Source organism: Mycolicibacterium sp. 624 (assembly GCF_040548615.1).
Classification (GTDB): domain Bacteria; phylum Actinomycetota; class Actinomycetes; order Mycobacteriales; family Mycobacteriaceae; genus Mycobacterium.
In genome coordinates, this window is sequence record NZ_JBEPRZ010000004.1 from 569742 (window position 1) to 592837 (window position 23096).

At 68.8% G+C, this 23096-nt stretch carries 24 protein-coding genes; 19 read left to right on the plus strand and 5 right to left on the minus strand.

The genetic code is table 11. The features are described 5' to 3' along the window. The first annotated feature begins 11 nt into the window (after positions 1–11). A complete protein-coding gene (gene serB / locus ABIA65_RS19265; protein ID WP_241399954.1) occupies positions 12–1244 on the plus strand; it encodes a phosphoserine phosphatase SerB in 1233 nt (410 codons plus the stop codon). A gap of 6 nt (positions 1245–1250) precedes the next feature. Here serB and yczR read toward each other — a convergent pair whose 3' ends face one another. Further along, positions 1251–2693, minus strand: a complete 1443-nt coding sequence (yczR, locus tag ABIA65_RS19270; RefSeq protein ID WP_354524595.1) for a MocR-like transcription factor YczR — start codon at positions 2691–2693, stop codon at positions 1251–1253. 61 nt (positions 2694–2754) lie between these two features. Between yczR and ABIA65_RS19275 the strand changes: the two genes are divergently transcribed. The 8 genes from ABIA65_RS19275 to ABIA65_RS19310 are packed head-to-tail and all read left to right on the plus strand — an operon-like array spanning position 2755 to position 8851. Continuing rightward, the gene (locus tag ABIA65_RS19275; RefSeq protein ID WP_241399950.1) at positions 2755–2925 is read left to right on the plus strand and encodes a hypothetical protein; all 171 of its coding nucleotides are present in this window, start codon (positions 2755–2757) and stop codon (positions 2923–2925) included. Beyond that, positions 2922–3608 carry a membrane protein YczE gene (gene yczE, locus ABIA65_RS19280; protein ID WP_502919587.1) on the plus strand — a complete coding sequence of 229 codons (687 nt, stop codon included), beginning with the start codon at positions 2922–2924 and terminating at the stop codon, positions 3606–3608. The genes ABIA65_RS19275 and yczE overlap by 4 nt, the downstream gene beginning before the upstream one ends. After that, positions 3557–4408: an ABC transporter ATP-binding protein gene (locus ABIA65_RS19285; RefSeq protein ID WP_241399949.1), complete on the plus strand. Its 852-nt coding sequence runs from the start codon at positions 3557–3559 to the stop codon at positions 4406–4408. The genes yczE and ABIA65_RS19285 overlap by 52 nt, the downstream gene beginning before the upstream one ends. After that, positions 4405–5298 (plus strand): NUDIX hydrolase, encoded by an 894-nt coding sequence (locus ABIA65_RS19290; RefSeq protein ID WP_241399947.1) that lies wholly within the window; start codon positions 4405–4407, stop codon positions 5296–5298. Before ABIA65_RS19285 ends, ABIA65_RS19290 begins: the two co-directional genes overlap by 4 nt. Next, the gene (locus ABIA65_RS19295) at positions 5295–5951 is read left to right on the plus strand and encodes an enoyl-CoA hydratase (protein WP_241399945.1); all 657 of its coding nucleotides are present in this window, start codon (positions 5295–5297) and stop codon (positions 5949–5951) included. Before ABIA65_RS19290 ends, ABIA65_RS19295 begins: the two co-directional genes overlap by 4 nt. 10 nt (positions 5952–5961) lie before the next feature. Then, on the plus strand, positions 5962–6930 hold the full coding sequence (locus ABIA65_RS19300) for a class I SAM-dependent methyltransferase (protein WP_354524596.1): 969 nt from the start codon (positions 5962–5964) through the stop codon (positions 6928–6930). Next, positions 6927–8096: a THUMP-like domain-containing protein gene (locus tag ABIA65_RS19305; RefSeq protein WP_502919595.1), complete on the plus strand. Its 1170-nt coding sequence runs from the start codon at positions 6927–6929 to the stop codon at positions 8094–8096. The genes ABIA65_RS19300 and ABIA65_RS19305 overlap by 4 nt, the downstream gene beginning before the upstream one ends. A gap of 59 nt (positions 8097–8155) precedes the next feature. Further along, positions 8156–8851, plus strand: coding sequence for an esterase (locus ABIA65_RS19310; protein ID WP_241399941.1), 696 nt, complete (start codon positions 8156–8158; stop codon positions 8849–8851). An 18-nt stretch (positions 8852–8869) separates the two neighbouring features. Here ABIA65_RS19310 and ABIA65_RS19315 read toward each other — a convergent pair whose 3' ends face one another. Beyond that, a complete protein-coding gene (locus ABIA65_RS19315) occupies positions 8870–10147 on the minus strand; it encodes a BamB-related PQQ repeat family beta-propellar protein (RefSeq protein WP_354524598.1) in 1278 nt (425 codons plus the stop codon). A gap of 170 nt (positions 10148–10317) precedes the next feature. Between ABIA65_RS19315 and ABIA65_RS19320 the strand changes: the two genes are divergently transcribed. Then, positions 10318–11055 (plus strand): acyltransferase, encoded by a 738-nt coding sequence (locus tag ABIA65_RS19320; RefSeq protein WP_241399937.1) that lies wholly within the window; start codon positions 10318–10320, stop codon positions 11053–11055. Positions 11056–11088: 33 nt separating this feature from the next. On the opposite strand, the gene ABIA65_RS19325 is transcribed toward ABIA65_RS19320, so the two are convergent. Genes ABIA65_RS19325 through ABIA65_RS19335 form a run of 3 tightly spaced genes read right to left on the minus strand, consistent with a single transcriptional unit; the run spans position 11089 to position 14736 of the window. Further along, positions 11089–12339 (minus strand): glycosyltransferase family 4 protein, encoded by a 1251-nt coding sequence (locus ABIA65_RS19325; RefSeq protein WP_241399935.1) that lies wholly within the window; start codon positions 12337–12339, stop codon positions 11089–11091. Next, positions 12336–13949, minus strand: coding sequence for a 1,4-alpha-glucan branching protein domain-containing protein (locus ABIA65_RS19330; protein ID WP_241399933.1), 1614 nt, complete (start codon positions 13947–13949; stop codon positions 12336–12338). The genes ABIA65_RS19325 and ABIA65_RS19330 overlap by 4 nt, the downstream gene beginning before the upstream one ends. After that, positions 13942–14736: a class I SAM-dependent methyltransferase gene (locus ABIA65_RS19335; RefSeq protein WP_354524599.1), complete on the minus strand. Its 795-nt coding sequence runs from the start codon at positions 14734–14736 to the stop codon at positions 13942–13944. Before ABIA65_RS19335 ends, ABIA65_RS19330 begins: the two co-directional genes overlap by 8 nt. Before the next feature lie 218 nt (positions 14737–14954). On the opposite strand from ABIA65_RS19335, the gene ABIA65_RS19340 reads away from it, so the two are divergent. From ABIA65_RS19340 to mnmA, 9 genes are all read left to right on the plus strand, one after another. Then, a complete protein-coding gene (locus tag ABIA65_RS19340; RefSeq protein WP_241399930.1) occupies positions 14955–15746 on the plus strand; it encodes an electron transfer flavoprotein subunit beta/FixA family protein in 792 nt (263 codons plus the stop codon). Between the two features lie 36 nt (positions 15747–15782). Next, positions 15783–16736, plus strand: a complete 954-nt coding sequence (locus ABIA65_RS19345; RefSeq protein WP_354524600.1) for an electron transfer flavoprotein subunit alpha/FixB family protein — start codon at positions 15783–15785, stop codon at positions 16734–16736. Positions 16737–16871: 135 nt separating this feature from the next. Then, positions 16872–17618: an SDR family oxidoreductase gene (locus tag ABIA65_RS19350; RefSeq protein WP_354524601.1), complete on the plus strand. Its 747-nt coding sequence runs from the start codon at positions 16872–16874 to the stop codon at positions 17616–17618. Further along, positions 17615–18340, plus strand: coding sequence for an SDR family NAD(P)-dependent oxidoreductase (locus ABIA65_RS19355; protein ID WP_241399926.1), 726 nt, complete (start codon positions 17615–17617; stop codon positions 18338–18340). The genes ABIA65_RS19350 and ABIA65_RS19355 overlap by 4 nt, the downstream gene beginning before the upstream one ends. Before the next feature lie 5 nt (positions 18341–18345). After that, positions 18346–19002, plus strand: a complete 657-nt coding sequence (locus tag ABIA65_RS19360; RefSeq protein ID WP_354524647.1) for a nitroreductase — start codon at positions 18346–18348, stop codon at positions 19000–19002. Positions 19003–19098: 96 nt separating this feature from the next. Further along, complete coding sequence (locus tag ABIA65_RS19365) at positions 19099–19941, plus strand: GNAT family N-acetyltransferase (RefSeq protein ID WP_354524602.1); 843 nt, start codon at positions 19099–19101, stop codon at positions 19939–19941. After that, a complete protein-coding gene (locus ABIA65_RS19370; protein WP_241399923.1) occupies positions 19938–20795 on the plus strand; it encodes a lysophospholipid acyltransferase family protein in 858 nt (285 codons plus the stop codon). Before ABIA65_RS19365 ends, ABIA65_RS19370 begins: the two co-directional genes overlap by 4 nt. 33 nt (positions 20796–20828) lie before the next feature. Continuing rightward, complete coding sequence (locus ABIA65_RS19375; RefSeq protein WP_354524603.1) at positions 20829–22016, plus strand: cysteine desulfurase family protein; 1188 nt, start codon at positions 20829–20831, stop codon at positions 22014–22016. A gap of 2 nt (positions 22017–22018) precedes the next feature. Next, on the plus strand, positions 22019–23095 hold the full coding sequence (gene mnmA, locus ABIA65_RS19380) for a tRNA 2-thiouridine(34) synthase MnmA (protein WP_241399920.1): 1077 nt from the start codon (positions 22019–22021) through the stop codon (positions 23093–23095). Position 23096 lies beyond the last annotated feature (1 nt).

A 23096-nucleotide genomic window follows, 5' to 3' on the forward strand; every position in this document is an offset into this window, starting at 1 on the left:
GGTTCGCAGGGGTGAACACGTCAAAGGTGTCGGTATTGATCACCGTCACCGGAGTCGATCAACCAGGTGTGACCTCAGCACTCTTTGAGGTGCTGTCGGGCCATTCCGTCGAACTGCTCAATGTCGAACAGGTTGTCGTCAGGGGACGCCTCACGCTGGCCGTGCTGGTCGCTGGCGCAGCTGATATCGCGGGTGGCGCCGAGCTGCGCGACGCGGTGACCAACGCCATCCACAGCGTCGGCCTGGACGTCACCATCGAACGCAGTGACGACCTCGCTGTGCTGCGCGAGCCGTCGACCCACACGATCGTGGTGCTGGGCCGGCCCATCAGCGCCGAGGCGTTCGGCGTTGTCGCCCGTGAGGTGGCCGCACTCGGGGTCAATATCGACACCATCCGCGGCGTCTCCGACTATCCGGTCACGGGGTTAGAACTGCGCGTGTCGGTGCCGACCGGAGCCGCCTACGCCCAGCTGCAGACCGCACTGGCACGGGTGGGTGTCGACGAGGGTGTCGACATCGCACTCGAGGACTACAGCCTGTCGCGACGAGCCAAGCGGCTCATCGTGTTCGACGTCGACTCGACGCTGATCCAGGGCGAGGTGATCGAGATGCTGGCCGCCCGTGTGGGTGCGGAGGCCGCGGTCGCCGAGGTCACCGAGGCGGCCATGCGCGGTGAGCTCGACTTCGCCGAGTCACTGCACCGCAGGGTGGCGACACTCGCGGGCCTGCCCGCTGAAGTGCTCGACGACGTCGCCGAGCAGATTGAGCTGACCCCCGGCGCGCGTACCACCATTCGGACGTTGCGCCGTCTGGGCTTTCACTGTGGCATCGTCTCCGGTGGCTTTCGGCAGGTGATCGAGCCGCTGGCGCACGAGTTGATGATGGACTTCGTCGCTGCGAACGAACTCGAGATCGTTGACGGCAAGCTCACCGGCCGGGTGATCGGACAGGTCATCGACCGGCCCGGAAAGGCCAAGGCGCTGAGGGATTTCGCGCAGCAGGCTGGTGTGCCGATGGAGCAGACCGTGGCCGTCGGCGATGGTGCGAACGATATCGACATGCTCGCCGCGGCAGGGTTGGGCGTCGCGTTCAACGCCAAACCGGCGCTGCGCGAGGTCGCCGACGCCTCGCTGAGTCACCCGTATCTGGACACCGTGCTGTTCCTGCTGGGTGTGACGCGCGGTGAGATCGAGGCCGCCGACGCCACCGACGGGACACTGCGCCGCGTCGACATCCCCGAGTAGCGCTGGTTAGACGACCACGGCGCCGTGGTCGGTGCCGACGCTTCCGGTGACCGAACGCCATGCGTGCGCGAGCAGTTCGATCGCCTCGGTCAGCTGGGGTTCGGGTAACGCGTACGGGACTCGGATGAACCGCTCCAGCGTGCCGTCCACGCCGAAACGTGGACCCGGCGGAATCTCCAGCCCCATCCGCGACGCCGCCGCCGACAGCGCGGAACTCATCGGCGCGGGCAGCCGCACCCACAGCGACAGGCCGCCGGTGCCGGGCAGGGGCTGCCAGTCGGGCAGAAGGTCGTTCAGCATCGACAACAGCAGCGCGCGACGCCGACGCAGAATGTCGCGGCGTTCCGGCAGAACCTCGTCCTCGGCGGCGAGAAGCCTTGCCGCGGCGAGTTGTTCGAAGATGGGCGTGCCCATGTCGATCGACGGGCGCTGCGCTGCGATGGTGGCCAGCGTGGCGCGGTCGGCGCGGATCCAGCCGATCCGCAAGCCACCCCAGAACGACTTCGACATCGACCCCACGGTCAGCACCAGCTCGCGTCGGGCGGTCATCGAAGCCGCCAACGGAGCGGGGACGGCCTCGTCGAGCCACATGTCGGTGATCGTCTCGTCAACGATGGTGCGGGTTCGCGTGTCGGCGATGACGCGGGCCAGATGCTCGCGGCTCGGCACGGGCAGCGTCAGTCCGGTCGGGTTCTGGTTGTCGGGGATCAAATAGGCCAGATTGGGGGCCAGTTGCCGCATGGCGGCGTCGATGGCGTCGACCTCCCAGCCGTCGCTGGTCACCGCGACGGGGATCGGTCGCAGCCCGCGGGTCGCCATGGCGGACAGCGCGCCGTGATAGGTGGGTTGTTCGACGAGCACCCGATCACCGGGCTGGGTGTAGGTGGCCAGGATGAGGCCGATCGCGTGCAGGGCGCCGGTGGTCACCATGATCTCGTCGGGATCGGTGGGAAGCCCACGCGCACTGTATCTTTCGGCCAACGCGATCCGCAGCGGCGCGACGCCGGCCAACTCGATGCCGATATCGTGCAGATACGGCGTGACCTGCTCGGCGGCCTCCGCGAAGGCCTGTGCCGCGATGGCCGCGGGCGCGGCGAGGGTGGCCGCGGCGAGCGTCACCGTCGCCTGCGTCGGGACCACGGCACCACCCCGGCTGATCGGCAACGCCGTGACGCTGCGCGCCCCCCGGCGGCCGCTGAGGTAGCCGTCGTCGCGCATCTCGGAGTAGGCGGCGGTGACGGTGGTGCGGGACACGCGAAGGGCATCGGCCAGGGCACGCTCGCTGGGGAGTTGGGCGCCGACCGGCAGCTGGCCGTCGACGATCAGCATGCGCAGGCCATTGGAGAGGCCCTGATAGGCCGGGCCGCTGGCATTGGAGGTGCGCCAGTTTCCCAGCTCGCGAACCAAGAGGTCCACATCCAGCTTTCGGCCCGCTAGATCCTCGATCATTCCAGCCAGTTTGCCTCAACTGGCTATTGATGGCAAGGAAATCGGTAGCCAGTATTGAGCCATGGCACTCAACTGGACCTCTCGGGTTACGCGATCGGCTCGGCAATTGGGCCGGGTCTTCCGCACCACTCCCCGCATGGCCGGTTCGGCCGGCTGCTCCGACGACGCCGACGCCCGACGGATGAGTGCCGACCTCGACGCGATCCGCGCCCGCTTCCCGGACCATGCGTGACGCGCGCCGCTGCCCGTGGGGTGGCCCTGCTGGTCGGCTTGACCGGCTACGGCCTCTCGATGGCGATGATGGTGCGGGCAGGCCTCGGACTGGATCCCTGGGACGTCTTCCATCAGGGCCTGGCTGAGCGCACCGGCATGACCATCGGCGTGGCCTCGGCCGCGGTCGGCGTGGTCGTCCTGTTGGCGTGGATCCCGCTGCGCAACCGGCCGGGCATCGGCACGGTGGCCAACGTCATCGTCATCGCTGTGACCGTGGACGCGAGCCTGGCGATCCTGCCCGAACCATCGAACCTCGCGGTGCGGGTCACGATGATGCTGGGGGCCGTCATCCTCAACGCCGTGAGCACCGCGCTCTACATCGGTGCCGGCCTGGGCCCGGGGCCAAGGGACGGGCTGATGACCGGCCTGGTCGCGCGGACCGGACTGTCGGTGCGTCTGGTGCGCACAACGATCGAGGCGACCGTTCTGGCCGTCGGCTGGCTGCTCGGCGGCACGGTGGGAATCGGCACCGTCATCTACGCGCTCGGCATCGGCCCGCTGGTTCAACTGGTGCTGCATCTGACGCCGAAGAGGTGGCTTGCCGCCAGTGGGTGGGCGATCGTCACACCGCGCCTGACTACGATGAGCGAGTGCCCACGGCAGGAGACGATGGATCCGAGACAGTCGACCCAGACCTGCTGATCGACTTCGCGAGGGTCACGCTGCGACGCGGCGGCAAGACACTCGTCGGACCCATCACCTGGGCGGTCGAACTCGACGAACGCTGGGTTGTGGTGGGTCCCAACGGCGCGGGCAAGACGTCACTGCTGCGGATCGCCGCCGCCATGGAGCACCCCACGTCGGGAACCGCCTACGTGCTGGGTGAGCGGCTCGGCAAGACCGACATGTCAGAACTGCGCGCCAGGGTCGGCCTCAGCAGTTCCGCACTGAGCCAGCGCGTGCCCGACGGCGAGGTGGTGCGCGACGTCGTGGTCTCCGCCGGCTACGCGGTCATGGGTCGCTGGCGCGAGCAGTACGACGACGTCGACTACGAGCAGGCCGTCGACATGCTGGAGAGCGTCGGTGCCGAGCACCTCGCCGAGCGCACTTACGGAACGTTGTCCGAGGGGGAGCGCAAGCGCGTGCTGATCGCGCGGTCGATGATGACCGACCCCGAACTGCTGCTCCTCGACGAACCCGCCGCGGGCCTGGACCTGGGTGGCCGCGAGGAACTCGTGGCGCGCCTCGCCGACCTCGCCGCGGACCCGGACGCACCGGCCACCGTGCTGGTCACCCACCACGTCGAGGAGATCCCGCAGGGCTTCACCCACTGCCTGCTGCTGTCGGAGGGCGCCGCCGTGGCGTCCGGGCTGCTCACCGACGTCCTCACCTCGGAGAACCTGTCGAAGGCATTCGGCCAGTCGATCGCCCTGGACATGATCGACGGTCGCTATTTCGCGCGGCGCACTCGTACCCGCGCGGCCCATAGGAGGCGTGCATGACACTCAGCGAGGAGCCGAAGGCGGATCGCGCATCGGAAAAGTCCGATCCGACCGATCCGCTGGTGCCACGGCCGGCCTCGACCGTGATGCTGATCCGGGACCAGGGCAAGGGCCTCGCCAGTCAGATTGAGGTGTTCCTCATGCGGCGGCACTCCGAGATGGACTTCGTCGCCGGCGTGATGGTGTTCCCCGGTGGCGGCGTCGACGACCGTGACCGGAACGCCGACATCGCCTGGTACGGCCCCGAGCCGTCATGGTGGGCCGAGCGACTCGGCGTGGACACCGACCTCGCCGAGGCGTTGGTATGCGCGGCGGCACGGGAGACGTTCGAGGAGTCCGGTGTGCTGTTCGCCGGGCCCGCCGACGACGCCGATCTGCTGGTGGACGACGCCTCGGTGTACTCCGCGGAGCGCGCGGCGCTGGCCAACCACTCGCTGTCCTTCGCCGACTTCCTGCGTACCGAGAAACTGGTCCTGCGCGCCGACCTGCTGCGCCCCTGGGCGAACTGGGTCACACCGAAGGAGGAGCGCACCCGCCGGTATGACACCTACTTCTTCGTCGGCGCCATGCCGGAGGGCCAGCGTGCCGACGGTGAGAACACCGAGACCGACCGGGCGTTCTGGAGCACGCCACAGGCCGGTCTCGACGAGTTCGCCGAGGGCCGCTCGTTCCTGCTCCCGCCGACCTGGACCCAGCTGGACTCGTTGAACGGTCGGACCGTCGCCGAGGTGCTCGCCGTCGAACGCAAGATCGTCGCCGTCGAACCCCACCTGACCGCCAACAAGGACACCGGCAACTGGGAGATCGAGTTCTTCAACAGCGACCGCTACAACGAGGCACGCAACCGTCGCGCGCCGCAGGGCTACAGCGCCGACACTCCACTGGTATGAGCGAGACCCCCAGGGAGTTCGTGGGCGTCCACGTCGGTGACGGGATCGGCACGCTGATGCTGTCGCGCCCGCCGACCAATGCGCTTACCCGCCAGGTGTGCCGTGAGATCGCGTCTGCGGCGACCGAACTCGGTGCGCGTGACGACGCCACCGTCGTCATAGTGTTCGGTGGGCACGAGATCTTCTCCATAGGCGATGACCTGCCCGAGCTGCAGACCCTGAACCCCGCCGAGGCCCGGGTCGCGGGTGAGGTGTGCCGGCACGCGGTCGACGCCGTCGCGGCGATTCCCAAACCCACGGCGGCCGCCGTCACCGGCTACGCGCTGGGCAGCGGTCTGACCCTGGCACTGGCAGCCGACTGGCGGATCAGCGGTGACAACGTCAAGGTCGGCGCCACCGAGATCCTCGACGGCCGGGCTCCCGTCGAGGGCGCGACGCGCCGGTTGGCCCGCGCGGTGGGGGAGAGCAAGGCCAAGGATCTGGTGTTCAGCGGACGCTTCGTCGGCGCCGAGGAGGCGTTGGCGATGGGACTCGTTGACGAGACCGTGGCACCCGATCACGTGTTTGACGCCGCACTGGCCTGGGCCCGTCGGTTCGCTGACTCCTCACCCGCGGCGTTGGCTGCCGCCAAAGCTTCCTTCGCGGCCCGTTAGGCTGCCCTTCATGACCAGTTTCGACCCGGCTCCTAACCCCCACGCCACAGCAGAGGAGGTGGAGGCCGCGCGGCACGACACCAAGCTGGCGCAGGTGCTCTACCACGACTGGGAGGCCGAGAGCTACGACGACAAGTGGTCGATCAGCTACGACCAGCGCTGCATCGACTACGCGCGTGGCCGGTTCGACGCCATCGTGCCCGACGAGGTCCAGCGTGAGGTGCCCTACGACCGGGCGCTGGAGCTGGGCTGCGGTACCGGCTTCTTCCTGCTCAACCTCATCCAGTCGGGTGTGGCCCGTCGCGGCTCGGTCACCGACCTGTCCCCGGGCATGGTCAAGGTGGCGACCCGCAACGGTCAGTCGCTGGGCCTTGACGTCGACGGACGGGTCGCCGACGCCGAGGGCATCCCGTACGAGGACAACACCTTCGATCTGGTCGTCGGCCACGCGGTCCTGCACCACATCCCCGACGTCGAGCTGTCGCTGCGCGAGGTCGTGCGCGTGCTCAAGCCCGGTGGCCGCTTCGTGTTCGCCGGCGAGCCGACCACCAAGGGCAACGTCTACGCGCGCAACCTGTCCACGCTGACGTGGCACGTGTCGACCAACGTCACGAAGCTGCCCTTCCTCGAGGGCTGGCGACGCTCGCAGACCGAACTCGACGAGTCCTCGCGCGCCGCCGCGCTCGAGGCGATCGTCGACCTGCACACCTTCGAGCCGGGCGATCTCGAGCGGATGGCCCGCAATGCCGGCGCCACCGAGGTCGAGACCGCCAGCGAGGAGTTCACCGCCGCGATGCTGGGCTGGCCGGTGCGCACGTTCGAGGCGTCGGTACCCCCGGGCCGCTTGGGCTGGGGCTGGGCGAGGTTCGCGTTCAAGAGCTGGACCACCCTGAGTTGGGTGGACGCAAATCTGTGGCGTCGTGTCGTGCCGAAGGGCTGGTTCTACAACGTCATGGTCACCGGAGTCAAACCCTCCTGACTCTGCAGTTCACCCTCGACGACGTCGCGTACCTGCGCAGCGAGCAGGGACGCAGGGCGATCGACGAGGTTGCCGCATACCCGTTGACCGATGCCACGCGCATCGCCGACATTGGTTCGGCGCGAAAGAGTTTCGGCGACCGCGCGGCCGTCCTGATCGAGACCGCGCTGCTGCGGCGGCGGGCGGCCGGCAAGTTCGGCACCGCGCAGACGTGGCTTTTCACCGATGAGGCGTTACAGCAGGCGACCCCGGAACCCGTTGCGGCACACCGTGCCCGGCGGCTGGCCGGAGCGGTGGTGCACGATGTCACGTGCTCGATCGGTGCGGAACTCGACGCGCTGAGCAGATCTGCGGCTCAGGTCGTCGGCAGCGATGTCGATCCCGTGCGCCTGGCGATGGCCGCCAACAACGTCGCGGGCGTGGACCTGCTGTTGGCCGATGCACTGCGCCCCGTCACGCGTGACACGGTCATAGTCGCCGATCCTGCCCGGCGCAGCGGTGGACGGCGCCGGTTCGATCCGCGGGCCTATACGCCCGCGCTCGATGCGCTGCTCGAGGTGTATGCCGGGCGAGACATCGTCGTGAAGTGCGCTCCCGGAATCGATTTCGCGGCCATCGGTCAGCTCGGGTTCATCGGCGAGATCGAGGTGACATCACTCGCGGGCGGTGTCCGTGAGGCCTGCCTGTGGTCGGCGGGCCTCGCCGATCCAAGCGTCACGCGGCGCGCGACCGTCCTCGACCGTGCCGAACAGATCACCGACGCCGATCCCGACGACTGCGCTGTCGCTGCCGCGGGCCGATGGATCATCGACCCCGACGGAGCTGTCGTGCGTGCCGGTCTGGTGCGCCATTACGCCGCGCGACACGGACTGTGGCAGCTCGACCCCGAGATCGCTTACCTGTCCGGTGATCAGCTGCCTGACGGTGTCCGTGGGTTCGAGGTCCTCGACGAGATCACCTACAGCGAACGGGGCCTGCGGCAACTGCTCTCGACCCGCGAGGTCGGGGCGGTCGAGATCCTGGTGCGTGGCGTCGACGTCGACCCCGATGTGCTGCGCCCGCGCCTGCGGTTGCGCGGAACCCAGCGGCTTTCGGTGGTCATCACCAGGATCGGCGCAGGCCGGGCGAGCCGGGCGGTGGCATATCTTTGCCGACCCACGCACTGATGTCGCAGGTATTGTGTCGAGTGCGGCGCCGGTGCCGCCCGGTGGCTGGAGGGCTTGAAATGCGCGTTGCGACACTTGCGCTGGCGGTGGCGGCCACCACGGCGCTCGGCTGGTCGACTGTGGCCGTCGCATCGGCGGCTCCACCCAAGTGCGCTGACTTCTCTGGCGTGCTGGACGGTGACCAGATGTGCCGCATCGCCGCGACCGATCCCGCCTACACCCTCGACGTCACCTATCCGGTCGACTTTCCCGACCAACAGAACGTCGCCGACTACGTCAAGCAGACCCGCGACGGCTTCCTCAACGTGGCCAAGATGCCCGGGCCACGCGATATGCCTTACCAACTGGACACCGTGGCAACGGAGTACAACTCCGCGGTCCCGCCGCGCGGCACGCAGACCGTGGTGTTCAAGACATTCCAGGACGTCGGTGGTGCGCACCCCCAGACCTTCTACAAGTCGTTCAACTGGGATCAGGGCATGCGCAAGCCCATCACGATCGGCAACCTCTTCCGCGAGGGCACCGAGCCCTTCCCGGTGATCGCACCCCTCGTGGCCGCCGAGCTGGAGAAGCAGTCGGGCCAGGCGGTGGCGATCGCCCCAGGGGTCGGGCTGGACCCGACGAATTACGAGAACTTCGCCATCACCAACGACTCGCTGATCTTCTTCTTCAGCCAGGGCGAGATGATGCCGGAGTCGGTCGGGGCGCTCGAGGTCACCGTGCCGCGGGCACCCATCGACGCCATGATCGCCTGAGGAAGATCACCTGACTCGTCAGGCGGGAGCGAACGCGTACACCTGACCGTCGCTGGTTGCCGTCACCACGCGCCGGTCATGGCCCACCGACACACCAACGGGATACCCCGTCGCGTGCGGTAGCGGGTAGGCGTTGAGCGTGTGGCCGTCGGCGGGATCGAACACCAGCAGTGTCATACCGTTCTCGCCGTCGCGCGCGACGGTGTAACCGACGTCGGTGCCCGCCCGAGAAGATGTCGAGAGGGGTTCGACGTCATCGCGGGTCCAAACCACCTCGCCGCCGTCCCCGTCATCGCGCACGGCCGTCAGCCGCGCATCCGGGCCGCCGCCCGCCACGATCAAACCGTCCGGTGTCACCGAAGGCGGGGTCTGCGGCTGGAACCCGAGGTCAACCGACCACCTGGCCTCGCCATTGGCGGTGTCGAGCGCCCACAGCCGGTCATCGCGGCCGTTGACGTAGACCGTCTGACCATCGGCGGACATCACGGGGCTCGACAGCGGCCCACCGCCGACGGCCGTGCTGGTCCACTCCCGGTTGAGCAGCGGCTTCTGGCCCTGGCGGTACCGCATCCCGATCAGGATCGGCGCGTCGGCATCGGGTTCCCACAACCCGAGCACCACCATCTGCGTCTCGGGTGAGAACGCGGGTGCCGCAGCCACCGGACAGCGCGCCCTGGCGGGCTGGCAGTCGTCGAGCCCACGTTGGGAATCCGTGGGATCGAGCCCGCTGACGAGATCGACCGGGGTACCGACGACGACGCCTCGGTGCGCGTCGAACACCAGGACCTGCCCGAGGTGCGTCGTCACCAACAGCTGGCCGGGAGCCAGGACGCGTGGTGTGAGCGGCAGGCCGATCACCGGCTGGCGCCACCGGATCCACTGCGTCGGCGGGTAGGACAGCATCGCGCCCGGCTGCCCCACGTACAGGTTGTCGAAGCCGTCGAACAGTGGTCCGGACAACCCGCCGCCCTGCCACAGCCGGCCACACCAACGCTGCCTGCCCTCATTGTCGGTCTCCCACACCATCAGCGAGCACCCGCCGGCGGTCTGGGCGTTGGCGGCGAGGTAGTTCCCCGAGCCCAACGCCACCTGCGCGGCGAGCTCGCCCTTGACCGAGCGGGTCCAGTCCAGCGCGAGCGACTCGGCGCCGGAGACCGTGGTGGAGCTGCTGTTGGCCGCGTCGGCGTACTGGGCGGCCCATCCCGTTGCGGGGACCGCCTCGACCCACGAGCTGGTATCGGCGCCGCACGCGCTCATCAGCAGCGCCACCAGCGTTGTGGCCGTCACGGCAGTCATTCGGCGCGCGGTCGTTCGTCGAGCAGACATCGAGTCCCGAGACTAGCCCGCGGTGCCGGGACGCTGGGGGACCTCCCACCCGTGGAGCGCCCGGGGCGAGCGAAGCGACGGGTGAGAGTCCTGCAGCGACCGGGAAAACCCACGATCGGGCTCGCGTAGGCTTTCCCGCCATGACGACGATGTGGGGCTCTCCGTTGCACGTTCGCTGGCGGGGCTCCCGACTGCGCGACCCCCGGCAGGCCCGGTTCCTCACGCTGGCCTCATTGAAGTGGGTGCTGGCCAACAAGGCCTACACGCCGTGGTACCTGGTGCGGTACTTCCGCCTGCTGAAGTTCAAGCTGGCGAATCCCCACATCGTCACGCGCGGCATGGTGTTCCTCGGCAAGAACGTGGAGATCCAGTCCACCCCGGAGCTGTCCACCATGGAGATTGGCCGCTGGGTCCACATCGGTGACAAGAACACCATCCGCGCGCACGAGGGTTCGCTACGCATCGGGGACAAGGTCGTTCTCGGCCGTGACAACGTCATCAACACCTACCTCGACATCGAACTCGGCGACTCGGTTCTGATGGCCGACTGGTGCTACGTCTGCGACTTCGACCACAGGATGGACAGCGTCGAGCTGCCCATCAAGGACCAGGGCATCGTCAAGGCGCCGGTGCGGATCGGTCCCGACACGTGGGTGGCCGCCAAGGTCACAGTGCTGCGGGGCACCTCGGTCGGGCGCGGATGCGTGCTCGGGGCACACGCGGTGGTCAAGGGCGAGGTGCCCGACTACTCCATCGCCGTCGGTGCGCCGGCGAAGGTGGTCAAGAACCGCAAGCTGGCATGGGAGACCTCGGCCGCCGAGCGTGCCGAACTCGCGGCCGCACTCGCCGATATCGAGCGCAAGAAGGCGTCCCACTAGCCCGCCGCTGATTCGGCTGCGACGGGCCTGCGGCTAGCGGTCGGGCAGCGCGTGCTCGACGATCATGCGGCGCCGGTGCGGTTCGCGCTCACCGCGTTTGGCGGCTAGATAGACCTGTGCGGTCTCGGCCGCCACGGTGTGCCAGTCGAACTCCGAGGTGAGCCGGTCACGCGCCGCGACGGCCATGGTCTGCGCCGTCTCCGGGTCGTCGAGCACCGACCGCACCGCCGTCGCCAGTGCCGCGACGTCGCGGGGCGGGAAGGACACCCCGGTCTGCCCGTCGATGACGGCCTCGCCAAGGCCACCGACATTGGCCGCGACCAACGGGGCGCCGGTGGCGGCCGCCTCGAGCGCGACGATGCCGAACGGTTCGTAGTGGCTCGGCAGGACGGCGGCATCGGTGTCGTGCAGCAGGGTGACGAGTTGCTCGTGGTCGATCTGCCCGACGAACGTGATCGCCTTGAGCACCTTGTGCTTTCGGGCCTGCTCGATGAGCCACTCATGCTGCGTGCCGCTACCCGCGATGGTCAGCGTGGTGCCGGGATGGGTCCGGCGGATGCGCGGCAGGGCGGCGATAGCGTCGTGCACACCCTTCTCGTACTCCAGGCGGCCGAGATAGAGCAGCCGGGGCGGGCCCACGTGGGCCGTGCGGCGGGCGAACGGCCACAGGTTGGCATCGATACCGTTGGGGATCACTCGGTTCTCGGCCAATCCGGGACCGAACAGTTCGGTGATCTCGTCGCGCATCGACGCCGAACACGTGATGAGCGAATCGGATTCGTGCACGAGCCAGGACTCGACGGCATGGACCTGGCGGCTGATGCGGCCCGACACCCAGCCCGAGTGCCGACCGGCCTCGGTGGCATGGATGGTGGAAACCAGTGGGACGTCGAAGTACTCGGCGAGGGTTATCGCCGGATGGGCCACCAGCCAGTCATGGGCGTGGACGACGTCGGGCCGCCACGGCTTGTCCGCGTGACGGCCAGTCGACTTGATCGCCAGCCCGGCGCGGACCAGGGCATGCCCCATCGCCATCGTCCAGGCCATCATGTCGGTGCCGAACTCGAACTCGTGCGGATCCTGGGCTGCGGCGATAACCCGGACGCCCTCGCTCATCTCGTCGGTGGAGGGGTGCGTGCTGGGGTCGGTGCCTGACGGGCGACGGCTGAGCACCACCACCTCGTGTCCGGCGTCGGCCAGCGCGGTGGCCAGATGGTGGACGTGGCGACCGAGTCCGCCGACCACCACCGGCGGATACTCCCAGGACACCAGCAGGATTCTCATCGGGGTAGCCGCCTCGCGTCCAGAGCGCCGAACAGCCCGTCGGCGCGATTCCAGTCCTGTGCCAACCGCTCGGCGTTGTCTCGTCGTCCCGACGCGTAGGCGCTCGAGATCTCACGGGCGGCGTGCGCGTGCAGATGTGCGCGGTAGCGCGCGTACTCCGCTGCGGTGTCCTTGCTGACCATGAACGGCCAGTCGCTCGACACCGTCAGGAGCGTCTCCCGCAGGATCTGGTCGGCGACGATATCGCGCGGCGCCCATGTCGACGCAGTCGAACCGCCAGATGCGTTGTGGGCCAGCGCCTTGTCGACCGTGGCGAGCGCGGTGTCGACCACTTCGGCGTTCAGCGCGACGAGGTCGGCGACCTGTTCGCCCGACCACACCTGCCAGTTCTTGCCCGATCCCCATGAGCTGGGTGGAAGCTCAACGGGGGAGCCGACGTAACCGTCGGCGATGGCGTCGGACAGCGTGCCGACGCGGACGCCTGCCTCGGGCAGAGCCCGCAGCACGCGCTCCAGCCAGACCGGACCCTCATACCACCAGTGCCCGAACAGTTCGGTGTCGAATGCGGCGATCACATGGGCGGGTCGTCCGATGCGGTCGGACTCGGCGATGAGCCGCGAGCGCACCACGTCCACGAAGTCGGCGACGTGGCTGTCGATGGCGGCATCCGCGCGGGCCGGATCGTAGGGCGCCTTCTCCTCCGACGGCACGTTGCGCCCCGTCACCCGGGCCGGCTTGAGACCCGTGACGTGGTCGTAGGTGTGGAAGTCGCGGTAGGCGGCGTTCCCCGGGTAGCCCGACTTGGGTGACCAGACCCGGTAACTGACCTGTAGATCGCGGCCGAAGGCGATCACGTCCGAGTCGGCGACGGGACGGCCCAGGGTGGTGTCGCCGTGCAGCGATGGCCCGTCGACCATGAAATGCGTCACACCCGCGGCGGCGTAACCGGTCTCCATTCCCGGTGCATACGCGCACTCCGGCGCCCAGATGCCGCGCGGGGTGTGGGCGAAGCGCGCGCCCGCATCGGCGAGGCCCTCGCGCAGGGCGAACTCGCGCAGTCGGGGGTTGAGCAGCGGTTGGAACGGGTGCGCCAGCGGTCCGCCGAGCAGCTCGATGGTGCCGGCGTCAATGAGCGAGCGCAGCAGCGGACTGCCGCCGTGTCGCCACGCCACCGCGAAGTCCTCGAGCGCGCGCTCGGCCTCGGCACGCTCACGAACACCGAATGCGCGCAAGGCCTCCGGTGCGGCGTAGCCGGTGCCGTCGCCGGTGCGCGCTGTCGTGGCCTCGGTTGCGCGCAGCTGCCAGTTCGTCAGCCAGTGATCCATGCCGGTCAGGCAGTACGGGTCGTCGAGTTGGGCGGTGACCACCGGCGTCATGCCGAGTGTGACCAGGCCACGGCGATTCTCGGCGGCCAGCGTGCTCAGCACACGCATCAGCGGCAGATAGGACGCCGCCCAGGACTGGTAGAGCCACTCCTCGCCGACGGGCCAGCGCCCGTGATGGGCAAGCCATGGCAGGTGGGTGTGCAGGACCAGGGTGAAGAGTCCGGGTACTGGATCCGGCGGGCTGGAGCGCAGCGACCGGGGATGTGATCCTTCGGAATCAGTCACGCCGCACCGCGATCGCCACCAGATCGAGGCTCTCGTCGATGTCCCGGACCCCGGCGTCCAGCAGCTCGAAGTCGGCGGTGGAGATAGAAGCCACGTCCGCCAGCAGATCGGCGGGCCACGGCGCATTCGCGACAGCGCGGTCGATCTGGGCGCCGATGATCGAACCGCCGTGTCGCGCGTCTCGCTCGAGAAGACCCGGTCCGTGGAAGACGCCGAGCATCGCCTCGAGTTCAAATCCGTTGTCGGTCAACAGTTCGGTGAGTTCGAGAGCGTTGAGTTCGCGGGTGTGGAACGGGTTGAGTGGGGTGTCCAGACCGGGGGAGAACGTGATCCGGTTCGGGGTGGACATGAGCAACGCTCCACCCGGCCGCAGCACGCGAGCGCACTCCGTCACGAACTGCCCCTGATCCCAGAGGTGTTCGATGACCTGGAAGTTGACCACGACGTCGACCTCACCGTCAGCCAGGGGGAGCTCCGCCAGGTTGCCGTGCCGCATGTCCACCCGCGGGTACCGAGACCGCACGTGCGCCACTGCTGACTCGTCGTAGTCGAGGCCGACCACGCGGTGTGCGACGTCGGCGAGGAGATCGGCGCCGTAACCCTCGCCGCAGCCAGCCTCGAGGACATCGCGTTGCGCGCAGCGCGCCGCAAGGAATTCGTAGACCACCTCGTGTCGGCGGAACCAGTAATTCTCCTCGGCCAGGCCGGGGATCGTGCGTTCACCGGTGAGGGGAAGCACGTCGGAGGTCGGCTCAGCCGACGGCTGCCGAGGAGAAATTGCGCTCATTGGAAGGCAGGCTAACGCAGCGGGGGAGTCGTGAGGGCTTCGCGGACGGTTCGCTCCGAGTTAACCGGAGTTAAGGGGAGGTCAGAAGGTCAACTTCGGTCGGGTTATGGTGTTCCTGCGCGTCTACCTAAGTTACCGTCGAGTAACATGTAGGCGAAAGCGTAATCGTGGTAATGCAGGCCGGTCAACGGCCTCATCGAGGAGGACGAACCAGACTCATGACGAACATCGTGGTCCTGATCAAGCAGGTCCCTGACTACGAGGATCGCAAGCTCGCGGACGACCACACGCTGGATCGCGCAGGTAGCGACTCCGTGTTGGACGAGATCAACGAGCGGGCGGTCGAAGTAGCTCTGCAGCTCAAGGAGAAGCACGCCGACGCGAACTACAACGTCGTTGTGCTCACCGCGGGACCCGCAGGTGCCGAGACGGCGATCCGCAAGGCGCTCTCCATGGGCGCCGACGAGGCCTACCACCTCTCGGATGAGGGCCTGCACGGCTCCGATGTCGTCCAGACCGGCTACGCGCTGGCGAGTGCCCTGGGACAGATCGAGGACATCGAACTCGTCATCGCGGGCAATGAGTCCAGCGACGGCGTCGGTGGCGCCGTTCCGGCCATCTTGAGCTACTACCTCGGCGTACCGCAGCTGACGCACATGCGCAGCCTCGACGTCGCCGACGGCAAGGTGACCGGTGAGCGCGAGACCGACGACGGCGTCTTCGAACTCGAGGCGACTCTGCCCGCAGTGGTCAGCGTCAGCGAGAAGATCGTCGAGGATCCTCGGTTCCCGTCCTTCAAGGGCATCATGGCCGCCAAGAAGAAGACGGTCACCCCGCTGACGCTCGAGGGCATCGGTATCGAGAGCGGCGTCGTGGGCGGCGATGTGGCCGAGACGCAGGTGAAGCTGGTTACCCCCAAGCCGCCGAAGTCCGCAGGCGAGAAGATCACGGACGAGGGCGAGGGTGGTCAGAAGATCGCCGAGTACCTGGTCGCGCAGAAGCTCATCTAACCCCCACCCCCAGACGCAGAGAGCGAACAAGAGGCAATGGCAGAAGTACTCGTGCTCGTCGAGCACGCAGAAGGCAATCTGAAGAGCATCACCGCCGAGTTGATCACCGCGGCGCGTGCGCTGGGTGAGCCGTCGGCCGTCGTCGTCGGTGCCCCGGGCACCGCGGCGCCGCTGACCGACGCACTCAAGGCAGCCGGTGCGGCCAAGATCTACGCGGCCGAGTCCGACACCGCCGACCAGTTCCTGGTCACCCCCAAGGTCGGCGTGCTGGTCGCGCTGACCGAGTCCGCCAGCCCGGCAGCCGTGCTGGTGGCCTCCACCGCCGAGGGCAGGGAGGTCGCTGGGCGGCTTGCCGCTGAGGCCGGTCTTGGCGTGCTGTGGGACGTCGTCGGCATCAAGGAGGGTGGAGTCGCGGTGCACTCCGTGTTCGGCGGTGCTTACACCGTTGAGGCGACCGCCGGCGACACCCCGATCATCGCGCTGCGCCCCGGTGCAGTCGAGGCCGAGCCCGTCGCCGGTGCCGGTGAAGTGGTCAGCGCCGAGGTGCCCGCACCCGCGGAGAACGCCACCAAGATCATCTCCCGTCAGCCCGCTGCGAAGAGCGCGCGTCCGGAGCTGACCGAGGCGAAGGTCGTCGTGTCCGGCGGCCGCGGTGTCGGCAGCAAGGAGAACTTCAGCGTCGTCGAGGATCTCGCAGACGCACTCGGTGGCGCCGTGGGCGCCTCGCGTGCGGCCGTCGACTCGGGCTTCTACGAGGGCCAGTTCCAGATCGGTCAGACCGGCAAGACGGTGGCACCGCAGCTGTACATCGCGTTGGGCATCTCCGGCGCGATCCAGCACCGTGCAGGCATGCAGACGTCCAAGACGATCGTCGTCGTCAACAAGGACGAAGAGGCGCCGATCTTCGAGATCGCCGACTTGGGCATCGTGGGTGACCTGTTCAAGGTGACCCCGCAGCTGACGGACGCGGTCAAGGCTCGCAAGGGCTGACCCACCCGCAGATCCACCGCAGAACCCCGGCGCCCTCTTGGCGTCGGGGTTCTGTGTTTTTCGTCCATCGGCTCGCCGAGGACTACGGACTTTCCAGGGTGCCGCGATGGCCTGCGCGGTGGGAGAGTTTTCCCTATGAGAATCGCAGTTATCGGGGCCAGTGGCCTCATCGGTACAAAGGTCGTCGAACTGCTCACCGCGCAGGGCCACGATGTCGTCGCGGCGTCACGCGGCAGCGGTGCCGATGTGGTGACCGGTGACGGCCTGGCCGAGGCCGTCGCGGGCGCACAGGTACTCGTCGACGTCGTCAACTCGCCGTCGTTCGCAGACGATGCGGTGCTGGCCTTCTTCACCGCGTCCGCGGCCAACCTGGTCGCCGCGGCCAAGGCCGCCGGTGTCGGGCACTATGTGGCGCTGTCGATCGTCGGTGTCGACGGGCTGCCCGAGAGCGGCTACCTGCGGGCCAAGGTCGTGCAGGAGCGCACGATCTCGGAGTCGGGCCTGCCCCACACCATCGTGCGCGCCACCCAGTTCCACGAGTTCGCCGATTCGATCACGCAGACGCTGCAGGTTGGCGACGAGGTGCATGCACCCGATGCGCTGATCCAACCGGTCGCCGCGGCCGAGGTGTCCGCCGAGGTGGCCCGCGCCGCGACGGCGGAGCCCATCAACGGCACCAGGGACTTCGGGGGTCCCGACAAGATGCCGTTCGCCGATATGGCGCGCGCGGTGCTCGCCGCCAAGGGCGCTGACACGCCAGTCTCCGTCGACCCCGCCGCCACGTACTTCGGTACGCCGCTCACACAGAACAGCCTCGTCACCGGGGACGGCGCGACGCTGGCGAGCACCCACTTCACCGACTGGCTGGCGACGCGCGCGTGACCGCGCGGGAGTTGGCGGGCCGGCGGGCGCTGGTCACCGGCGGAACGGCGGGCATAGGCCTCGAGGCGGCACGGCTGCTGGCCGCGGCCGGTGCCGACGTGGTCATCACCGGCCGCGACCGTGACCGCGGTGCCGCCGCGGCGGCGCAGCTCGGCGTGCGTTTCGTCGCCGCCGACCTGTCCGACGTCGAGTCGGTGAGTGCGCTCGTCGCGCAGTGCGGCGACGTCGACGTCATCGTCAACAACGCGGCCTCGTTCCCGGGTGCGTTGACGGTGGATCAGGATCTCGCGTCGTTCGAGCGGACGTTCGACACCAACGTGCGCGGGACGTACTTCCTGGTGGCGGCGCTGGTGCCGGGGATGCTGGAACGCGGGGGTGGCAGCATCGTCAACGTCACCTCGATGGTGGCGTTCAAGGGTGTCGCCGGGGCGTCGACCTACAGCGCCTCCAAGGCGGCGGTGGAATCGCTGACCCGCACCTGGGCTGCCGAGTTCGGGCCCCGCGGCGTCCGCGTGAACAGCGTCGCGCCCGGTCCGACCGCGACCGAGGGCGTCGTCGCCGAATGGGGCGACACCAACGAGGAACTGGGACGCGCGCTGCCGCTGGGACGCACCGCGAAGCCGGCGGAGATCGCCGAGGCGATCCTCTTCCTGGCCTCACCCCGGTCCAGTTTCATCACCGGGTCGACGCTGCACGCCGACGGCGGTGGTGCGGCGGCATGACCGAGATGGGACTCGACGAGGCGATCCTGGCGCGCCGGTCATCGCGGATGTTCCTGCCGGACAAGCCCGTTCCCCGTGAGCTGCTCGATGAGGCGTTGGCGTTGGCGATGCGGGCACCGTCGAACTCCAACACCCAGCCGTGGCATGTCTTCCTGGCCACGGGCCAGCGGCGCGCGCGGTTGGTCGACGCGCTGCTCGCCGCCGTCGACGCGAATCCGCCTGCGATCGGATCGGCCGGCTTGCCGCCGCGCTTCGCTGATCGGCGCAGGCAGAGCGGCGCCCTGATCTATGGCGCGATGGGCATCGAGCGCAGCGACGCCGAGGGCCGGTGGAACGCGCAGCTGCGCAACTGGGAGTTCTTCCACGCCCCGGTGGCCGGGGTGGTGTGCATGCATCGGGAGTTCGGGAACGTGGACGCGGTGGGGGTCGGCATGTTCCTGCAAACCCTGTTGCTGGCGCTCACCGAGCGCGGGATCGGCAGCTGCGTGCAGGTGTCGATAGCCCTGTATCCCGACGTGCTGCGCGAACAGCTCGGCATCCCCGAGGAGCTGACAGTTCTGTGTGGCATGTCGATCGGCTACGCCGATCCGCAGTTCGCCGCCAACAACCTGGACATTCCGCGCAACCCGGTGGCTGAGCACGTGGTGTTTCTCGACCACTGAGGAAGCGGTGACCGCACACAACTCGTCACCAAGCGTGCACGGACGCGTCACGTAGCCGTTGGCATCCGGTCCGACGGCTGGGCGACCGTTCAGGCCATGAGCACTGCATCCGTACTCATCGCCGCCGACGCTGCCGCCCCCGGCGGCCCGACCAGCCCGACAACGCCGCGCTACACCCTGCTGCTGTCCACCGATCCGGATCTGATCGACGCCGCTCAGCGGCTGCGCCACGAGGTGTTCACCTCCGAACCCGGGTTCGGCCTGGCCGCCTCGGCCGACGGTCGCGACGCCGACCGGTTCGACGAGTACTGCGATCACCTGCTGGTCCGCGAGGACGGATCCGGCGAGCTGGTCGGCTGCTACCGCATGCTGCCGCCACCGGGCGCCATCGCCGCCGGCGGGCTCTACACCGCCACCGAGTTCGACGTCACGTCTCTGGACCCGCTGCGGCCGTCACTGGTCGAGATGGGTCGTGCCGTGGTGCGCGAGGACCATCGCAACGGCGCCGTGGTGCTGCTGATGTGGGCCGGCATCCTGGCCTACCTCGACCGCTGCGGATACGACTACGTCACCGGATGCGTCTCGGTACCGGTCCAGGGGGCACCCGACGAGCCGCCGGGCAGCCAACTGCGGGGCGTGCGTGACTTCGTCCGCCAGCGGCACCCCGCGAAGTACGAGGTGCGCCCGTACCGGCCTGTGCTTCTCGACGGCAGGGGACTGGACGATATCGAGGCCCCGGCCCGCGTGAGTATTCCGCCGTTGATGCGGGGCTACCTGCGCCTGGGCGCCAAGGTGTGCGGCGAACCGGCCCACGACCCGGACTTCGGCGTCGGCGACTTCCCGGCGCTGATGGACAAGGCCGACGCCGACGTGCGTTACCTGAAACGCCTGCGTTCGGTGGGGCAGGCCGAGGCTCTGGGCGACAGGTCGGCCCGATGAGCAGCCACGGGCTCACCGCGAGTCCCTGGCTGCCGCGCGCGTCGTGTGACGCGTCATGCATCGGGGTCGACGTCGCCACCGCCTCTCGTCCGGCGATCGTCGTGCTGAGGACCGCCGCGCGCATCGCGTGTGCGCTGCTGCTGCTTCCCGCGCTACCACTGTTGGCGGTCCCGCTGCCCGGTCGCTCCAGGGTGCAGCGCGTCTACTGCCGCCTGATGCTGCGCTGCCTCGGCGTGCGAATCACCACCTCGGGAGGTCCGATCCGCAACCTGAGCGGTGTGCTGGTGGTCAGCGGTCACGTGTCGTGGGTGGACATCTTCATCATCGGGGCGGTGCTGCCGGGGTCGTTCGTCGCGCGCGCCGACCTCATCGACTGGCCCGCGCTCGGACTGGTCGCGCGCCTGCTCAAGGTCATTCCGATCGAGCGGGCCAACCTCCGTCGGCTGCCGGACGTGGTGCGCACCGTGGCCGCGCGGCTGGCCGCGGGGCAGACCGTCGTCGCGTTCCCGGAGGGCACGACGTGGTGTGGCCTGGGATACGGACGGTTCCGGCCGGCGATGTTCCAGGGGGCGATCGACGCGGGCAGGCCTGTGCAGCCGCTGCGGATGACCTACCACCACCGCGATGGTCGACCATCGACGATTCCGGCGTTCATCGGCGACGACTCGCTGCTGGCGTCGGTGCGGCGCGTCATCACCGCCCGGATGACGGTATGCCACGTTCAGGTGCAGTCACTGCAGCTCCCTGGCACCGACCGCCGCGACCTCGCGGCACGGTGTGAGGCCGCTGTGCGGGGGGTGTCCGACGCCCCCGCGCCGGCCCGTGGTGCTCACGGGCATGCGCTGGTCGCCTGAGGTCATCCGGCCTGCCGGTATCCTGGTTGGGCTATGCGCTCCGTCTACCTGGATCATGCCGCCACCACACCGATGCACCCCACTGCGATCGAGGCAATGGCGGGTGCTCTGGCGACGGTGGGCAATGCCTCGTCGCTGCACACCACGGGCCGCGCCGCGCGCCGCCGCATGGAGGAGGCGCGCGAGGAGCTGGCCGGTCTGCTCGGGGCCCGGCCGTCGGAGATCATCTTCACCGCAGGCGGGACCGAGAGCGACAACCTGGCGATCAAGGGTATCTACTGGGCCCGGCGCGACGCGGCGCCGCAGCGGCGCAGGATCGTGACCACCCCGGTCGAGCACCACGCGGTGCTGGACGCGGTGGAGTGGCTGGTTGAGCACGAGGGTGCCGAGGTGACGTGGCTGCCGGTCGGTGCCGACGGCATGGTGACGGCCGCCGCGCTGCGCGAGGCGCTCAGCGATCACGATGACGTCGCCCTGGTGACGGTGATGTGGGCCAACAACGAGGTCGGCACCATTCTGCCGATTGCCGAACTTGCTGCCGTGGCAGCCGAATTCGATATCCCGATGCACAGTGATGCCATCCAGGCGGTGGGGCAGATTCCGGTGGACTTCACCGCAAGCGGCCTGTCTGCGATGAGCATCGCCGCCCACAAGTTCGGTGGTCCCACCGGTGTGGGCGCGCTGCTGCTGCGCCGCGACACCGCCTGCGTGCCGCTACTGCATGGTGGTGGCCAAGAGCGTGACGTGCGTTCGGGCACACCGGATGTCGCCGGTGTCGTCGCGATGGCGGCAGCGGCGAGGGTGGCGGTCGAGGGTCTCGACGCCCAGCGCGCGCGGATTTCCGCGCTGCGGGACAAGCTGATCGACGGTGTGCTCGCGGCTATCGACGATGTCGATGTCAACGGCTCCACCGGAGTCGACCGTCTGCCGGGCAACACGCACTTCACCTTTCGCGGATGCGAGGGTGACGCGCTGTTGATGTTGTTGGACGCCAAGGGAATCGAGTGCTCCACAGGCTCGGCCTGCACCGCGGGTGTGGCGCAGCCGTCGCACGTGTTGATCGCCATGGGTGCTGACCCGGCGAGCGCGCGCGGATCGCTGCGTCTGTCCTTGGGGCACACCAGCACCGATGCCGACGTCGAGGCGGCATTGGAGGTTCTGCCCACAGCTGTCGAGCGGGCCCGGCAGGCCGCCCTCGCGAGCGCAGGGTACGGGAAGTAGTCATGCGTGTTCTGGTCGCGATGAGCGGTGGGGTGGACTCATCGGTCGCCGCCGCGCGGATGGTCGACGCCGGCCATGACGTCGTCGGTGTGCACCTGGCGCTGTCGTCGGCACCCGGCACGCTGCGGACGGGCTCGCGCGGATGCTGCTCCAAGGAGGACGCCGGTGATGCCCGCCGGGTCGCGGACATCCTCGAGATTCCCTTTTACGTCTGGGATTTCGCCGACCGCTTCAAGGCCGACGTGATCGACGACTTCGTGTCGTCCTACGCCCGCGGTGAGACGCCCAATCCGTGCGTCCGGTGCAATGAGCGGATCAAGTTCTCAGCGCTCGCCGCGCGCGCCCTGGCGCTGGGCTTCGACGCTATCGCGACCGGCCACTACGCCCGCCTGTCGGATGGCCGGCTGCGGCGCGCCGTCGACCACGACAAGGATCAGTCCTATGTGCTCGGAGTGCTGACCGCCGAGCAGCTGGAGCACTCGCTGTTCCCGATCGGCGACACCCCCAAGGCGCAGATCCGCAGCGAGGCCGCCGACCGTGGACTCGCGGTCGCCGACAAGCCCGACTCACACGACATCTGCTTCATCCCGTCCGGTGACACCCAGGCATTCCTCGGCGCCCGAATCGGCGTCCGCCGCGGCAACGTCGTCGATTCAGGCGGGACGGTGCTTGCCGAGCACGACGGCGTGCACGGCTTCACGATCGGCCAACGCAAGGGGCTTGGCATCGAGGGCCCCGGACCAGACGGTCAGCCCCGCTATGTGACCGCGATCGACGCCGACACCGCGACGGTGCACGTCGGTGCCGTCGCCGACCTCGAGGTGCGGACGCTGACCGGCGAGCGGCCCGTGCTCGCCACGGGCACCGTCCTGAGCGGCCCCGTCGAGTGCGAGGTGCAGGTTCGCGCGCACGGTGGCCTCATGCGCGCTGTCGCGCAGCTGCGCGACGGTCACCTGGTCGCTGAGCTGACCCGCCCGCTTCGCGGTGTGGCGCCCGGCCAGACGATGGTGCTCTATGACCCGGACCCCGACGGCGACGTGGTCCTGGCCAGCGCGACCATCAGCGCTGCGACACCCTGAG

Coding starts and splice junctions, on each gene's coding strand:
- ABIA65_RS19360 (WP_354524647.1), top strand. CDS start 18,346: ATGGGACTCGACGAGGCGATCCTGGCGCGCCGGTCATCGCGGATGTTC.
- yczR (WP_354524595.1), bottom strand. CDS start 2,693: ATGATCGAGGATCTAGCGGGCCGAAAGCTGGATGTGGACCTCTTGGTT.
- ABIA65_RS19345 (WP_354524600.1), top strand. CDS start 15,783: ATGGCAGAAGTACTCGTGCTCGTCGAGCACGCAGAAGGCAATCTGAAG.
- ABIA65_RS19300 (WP_354524596.1), top strand. CDS start 5,962: ATGACCAGTTTCGACCCGGCTCCTAACCCCCACGCCACAGCAGAGGAG.
- ABIA65_RS19375 (WP_354524603.1), top strand. CDS start 20,829: ATGCGCTCCGTCTACCTGGATCATGCCGCCACCACACCGATGCACCCC.
- ABIA65_RS19350 (WP_354524601.1), top strand. CDS start 16,872: ATGAGAATCGCAGTTATCGGGGCCAGTGGCCTCATCGGTACAAAGGTC.
- ABIA65_RS19295 (WP_241399945.1), top strand. CDS start 5,295: ATGAGCGAGACCCCCAGGGAGTTCGTGGGCGTCCACGTCGGTGACGGG.
- ABIA65_RS19365 (WP_354524602.1), top strand. CDS start 19,099: ATGAGCACTGCATCCGTACTCATCGCCGCCGACGCTGCCGCCCCCGGC.
- mnmA (WP_241399920.1), top strand. CDS start 22,019: ATGCGTGTTCTGGTCGCGATGAGCGGTGGGGTGGACTCATCGGTCGCC.
- ABIA65_RS19340 (WP_241399930.1), top strand. CDS start 14,955: ATGACGAACATCGTGGTCCTGATCAAGCAGGTCCCTGACTACGAGGAT.
- ABIA65_RS19275 (WP_241399950.1), top strand. CDS start 2,755: ATGGCACTCAACTGGACCTCTCGGGTTACGCGATCGGCTCGGCAATTG.
- ABIA65_RS19320 (WP_241399937.1), top strand. CDS start 10,318: ATGACGACGATGTGGGGCTCTCCGTTGCACGTTCGCTGGCGGGGCTCC.
- ABIA65_RS19315 (WP_354524598.1), bottom strand. CDS start 10,147: ATGACTGCCGTGACGGCCACAACGCTGGTGGCGCTGCTGATGAGCGCG.
- ABIA65_RS19310 (WP_241399941.1), top strand. CDS start 8,156: ATGCGCGTTGCGACACTTGCGCTGGCGGTGGCGGCCACCACGGCGCTC.
- ABIA65_RS19370 (WP_241399923.1), top strand. CDS start 19,938: ATGAGCAGCCACGGGCTCACCGCGAGTCCCTGGCTGCCGCGCGCGTCG.
- ABIA65_RS19290 (WP_241399947.1), top strand. CDS start 4,405: ATGACACTCAGCGAGGAGCCGAAGGCGGATCGCGCATCGGAAAAGTCC.
- ABIA65_RS19325 (WP_241399935.1), bottom strand. CDS start 12,339: ATGAGAATCCTGCTGGTGTCCTGGGAGTATCCGCCGGTGGTGGTCGGC.
- ABIA65_RS19335 (WP_354524599.1), bottom strand. CDS start 14,736: ATGAGCGCAATTTCTCCTCGGCAGCCGTCGGCTGAGCCGACCTCCGAC.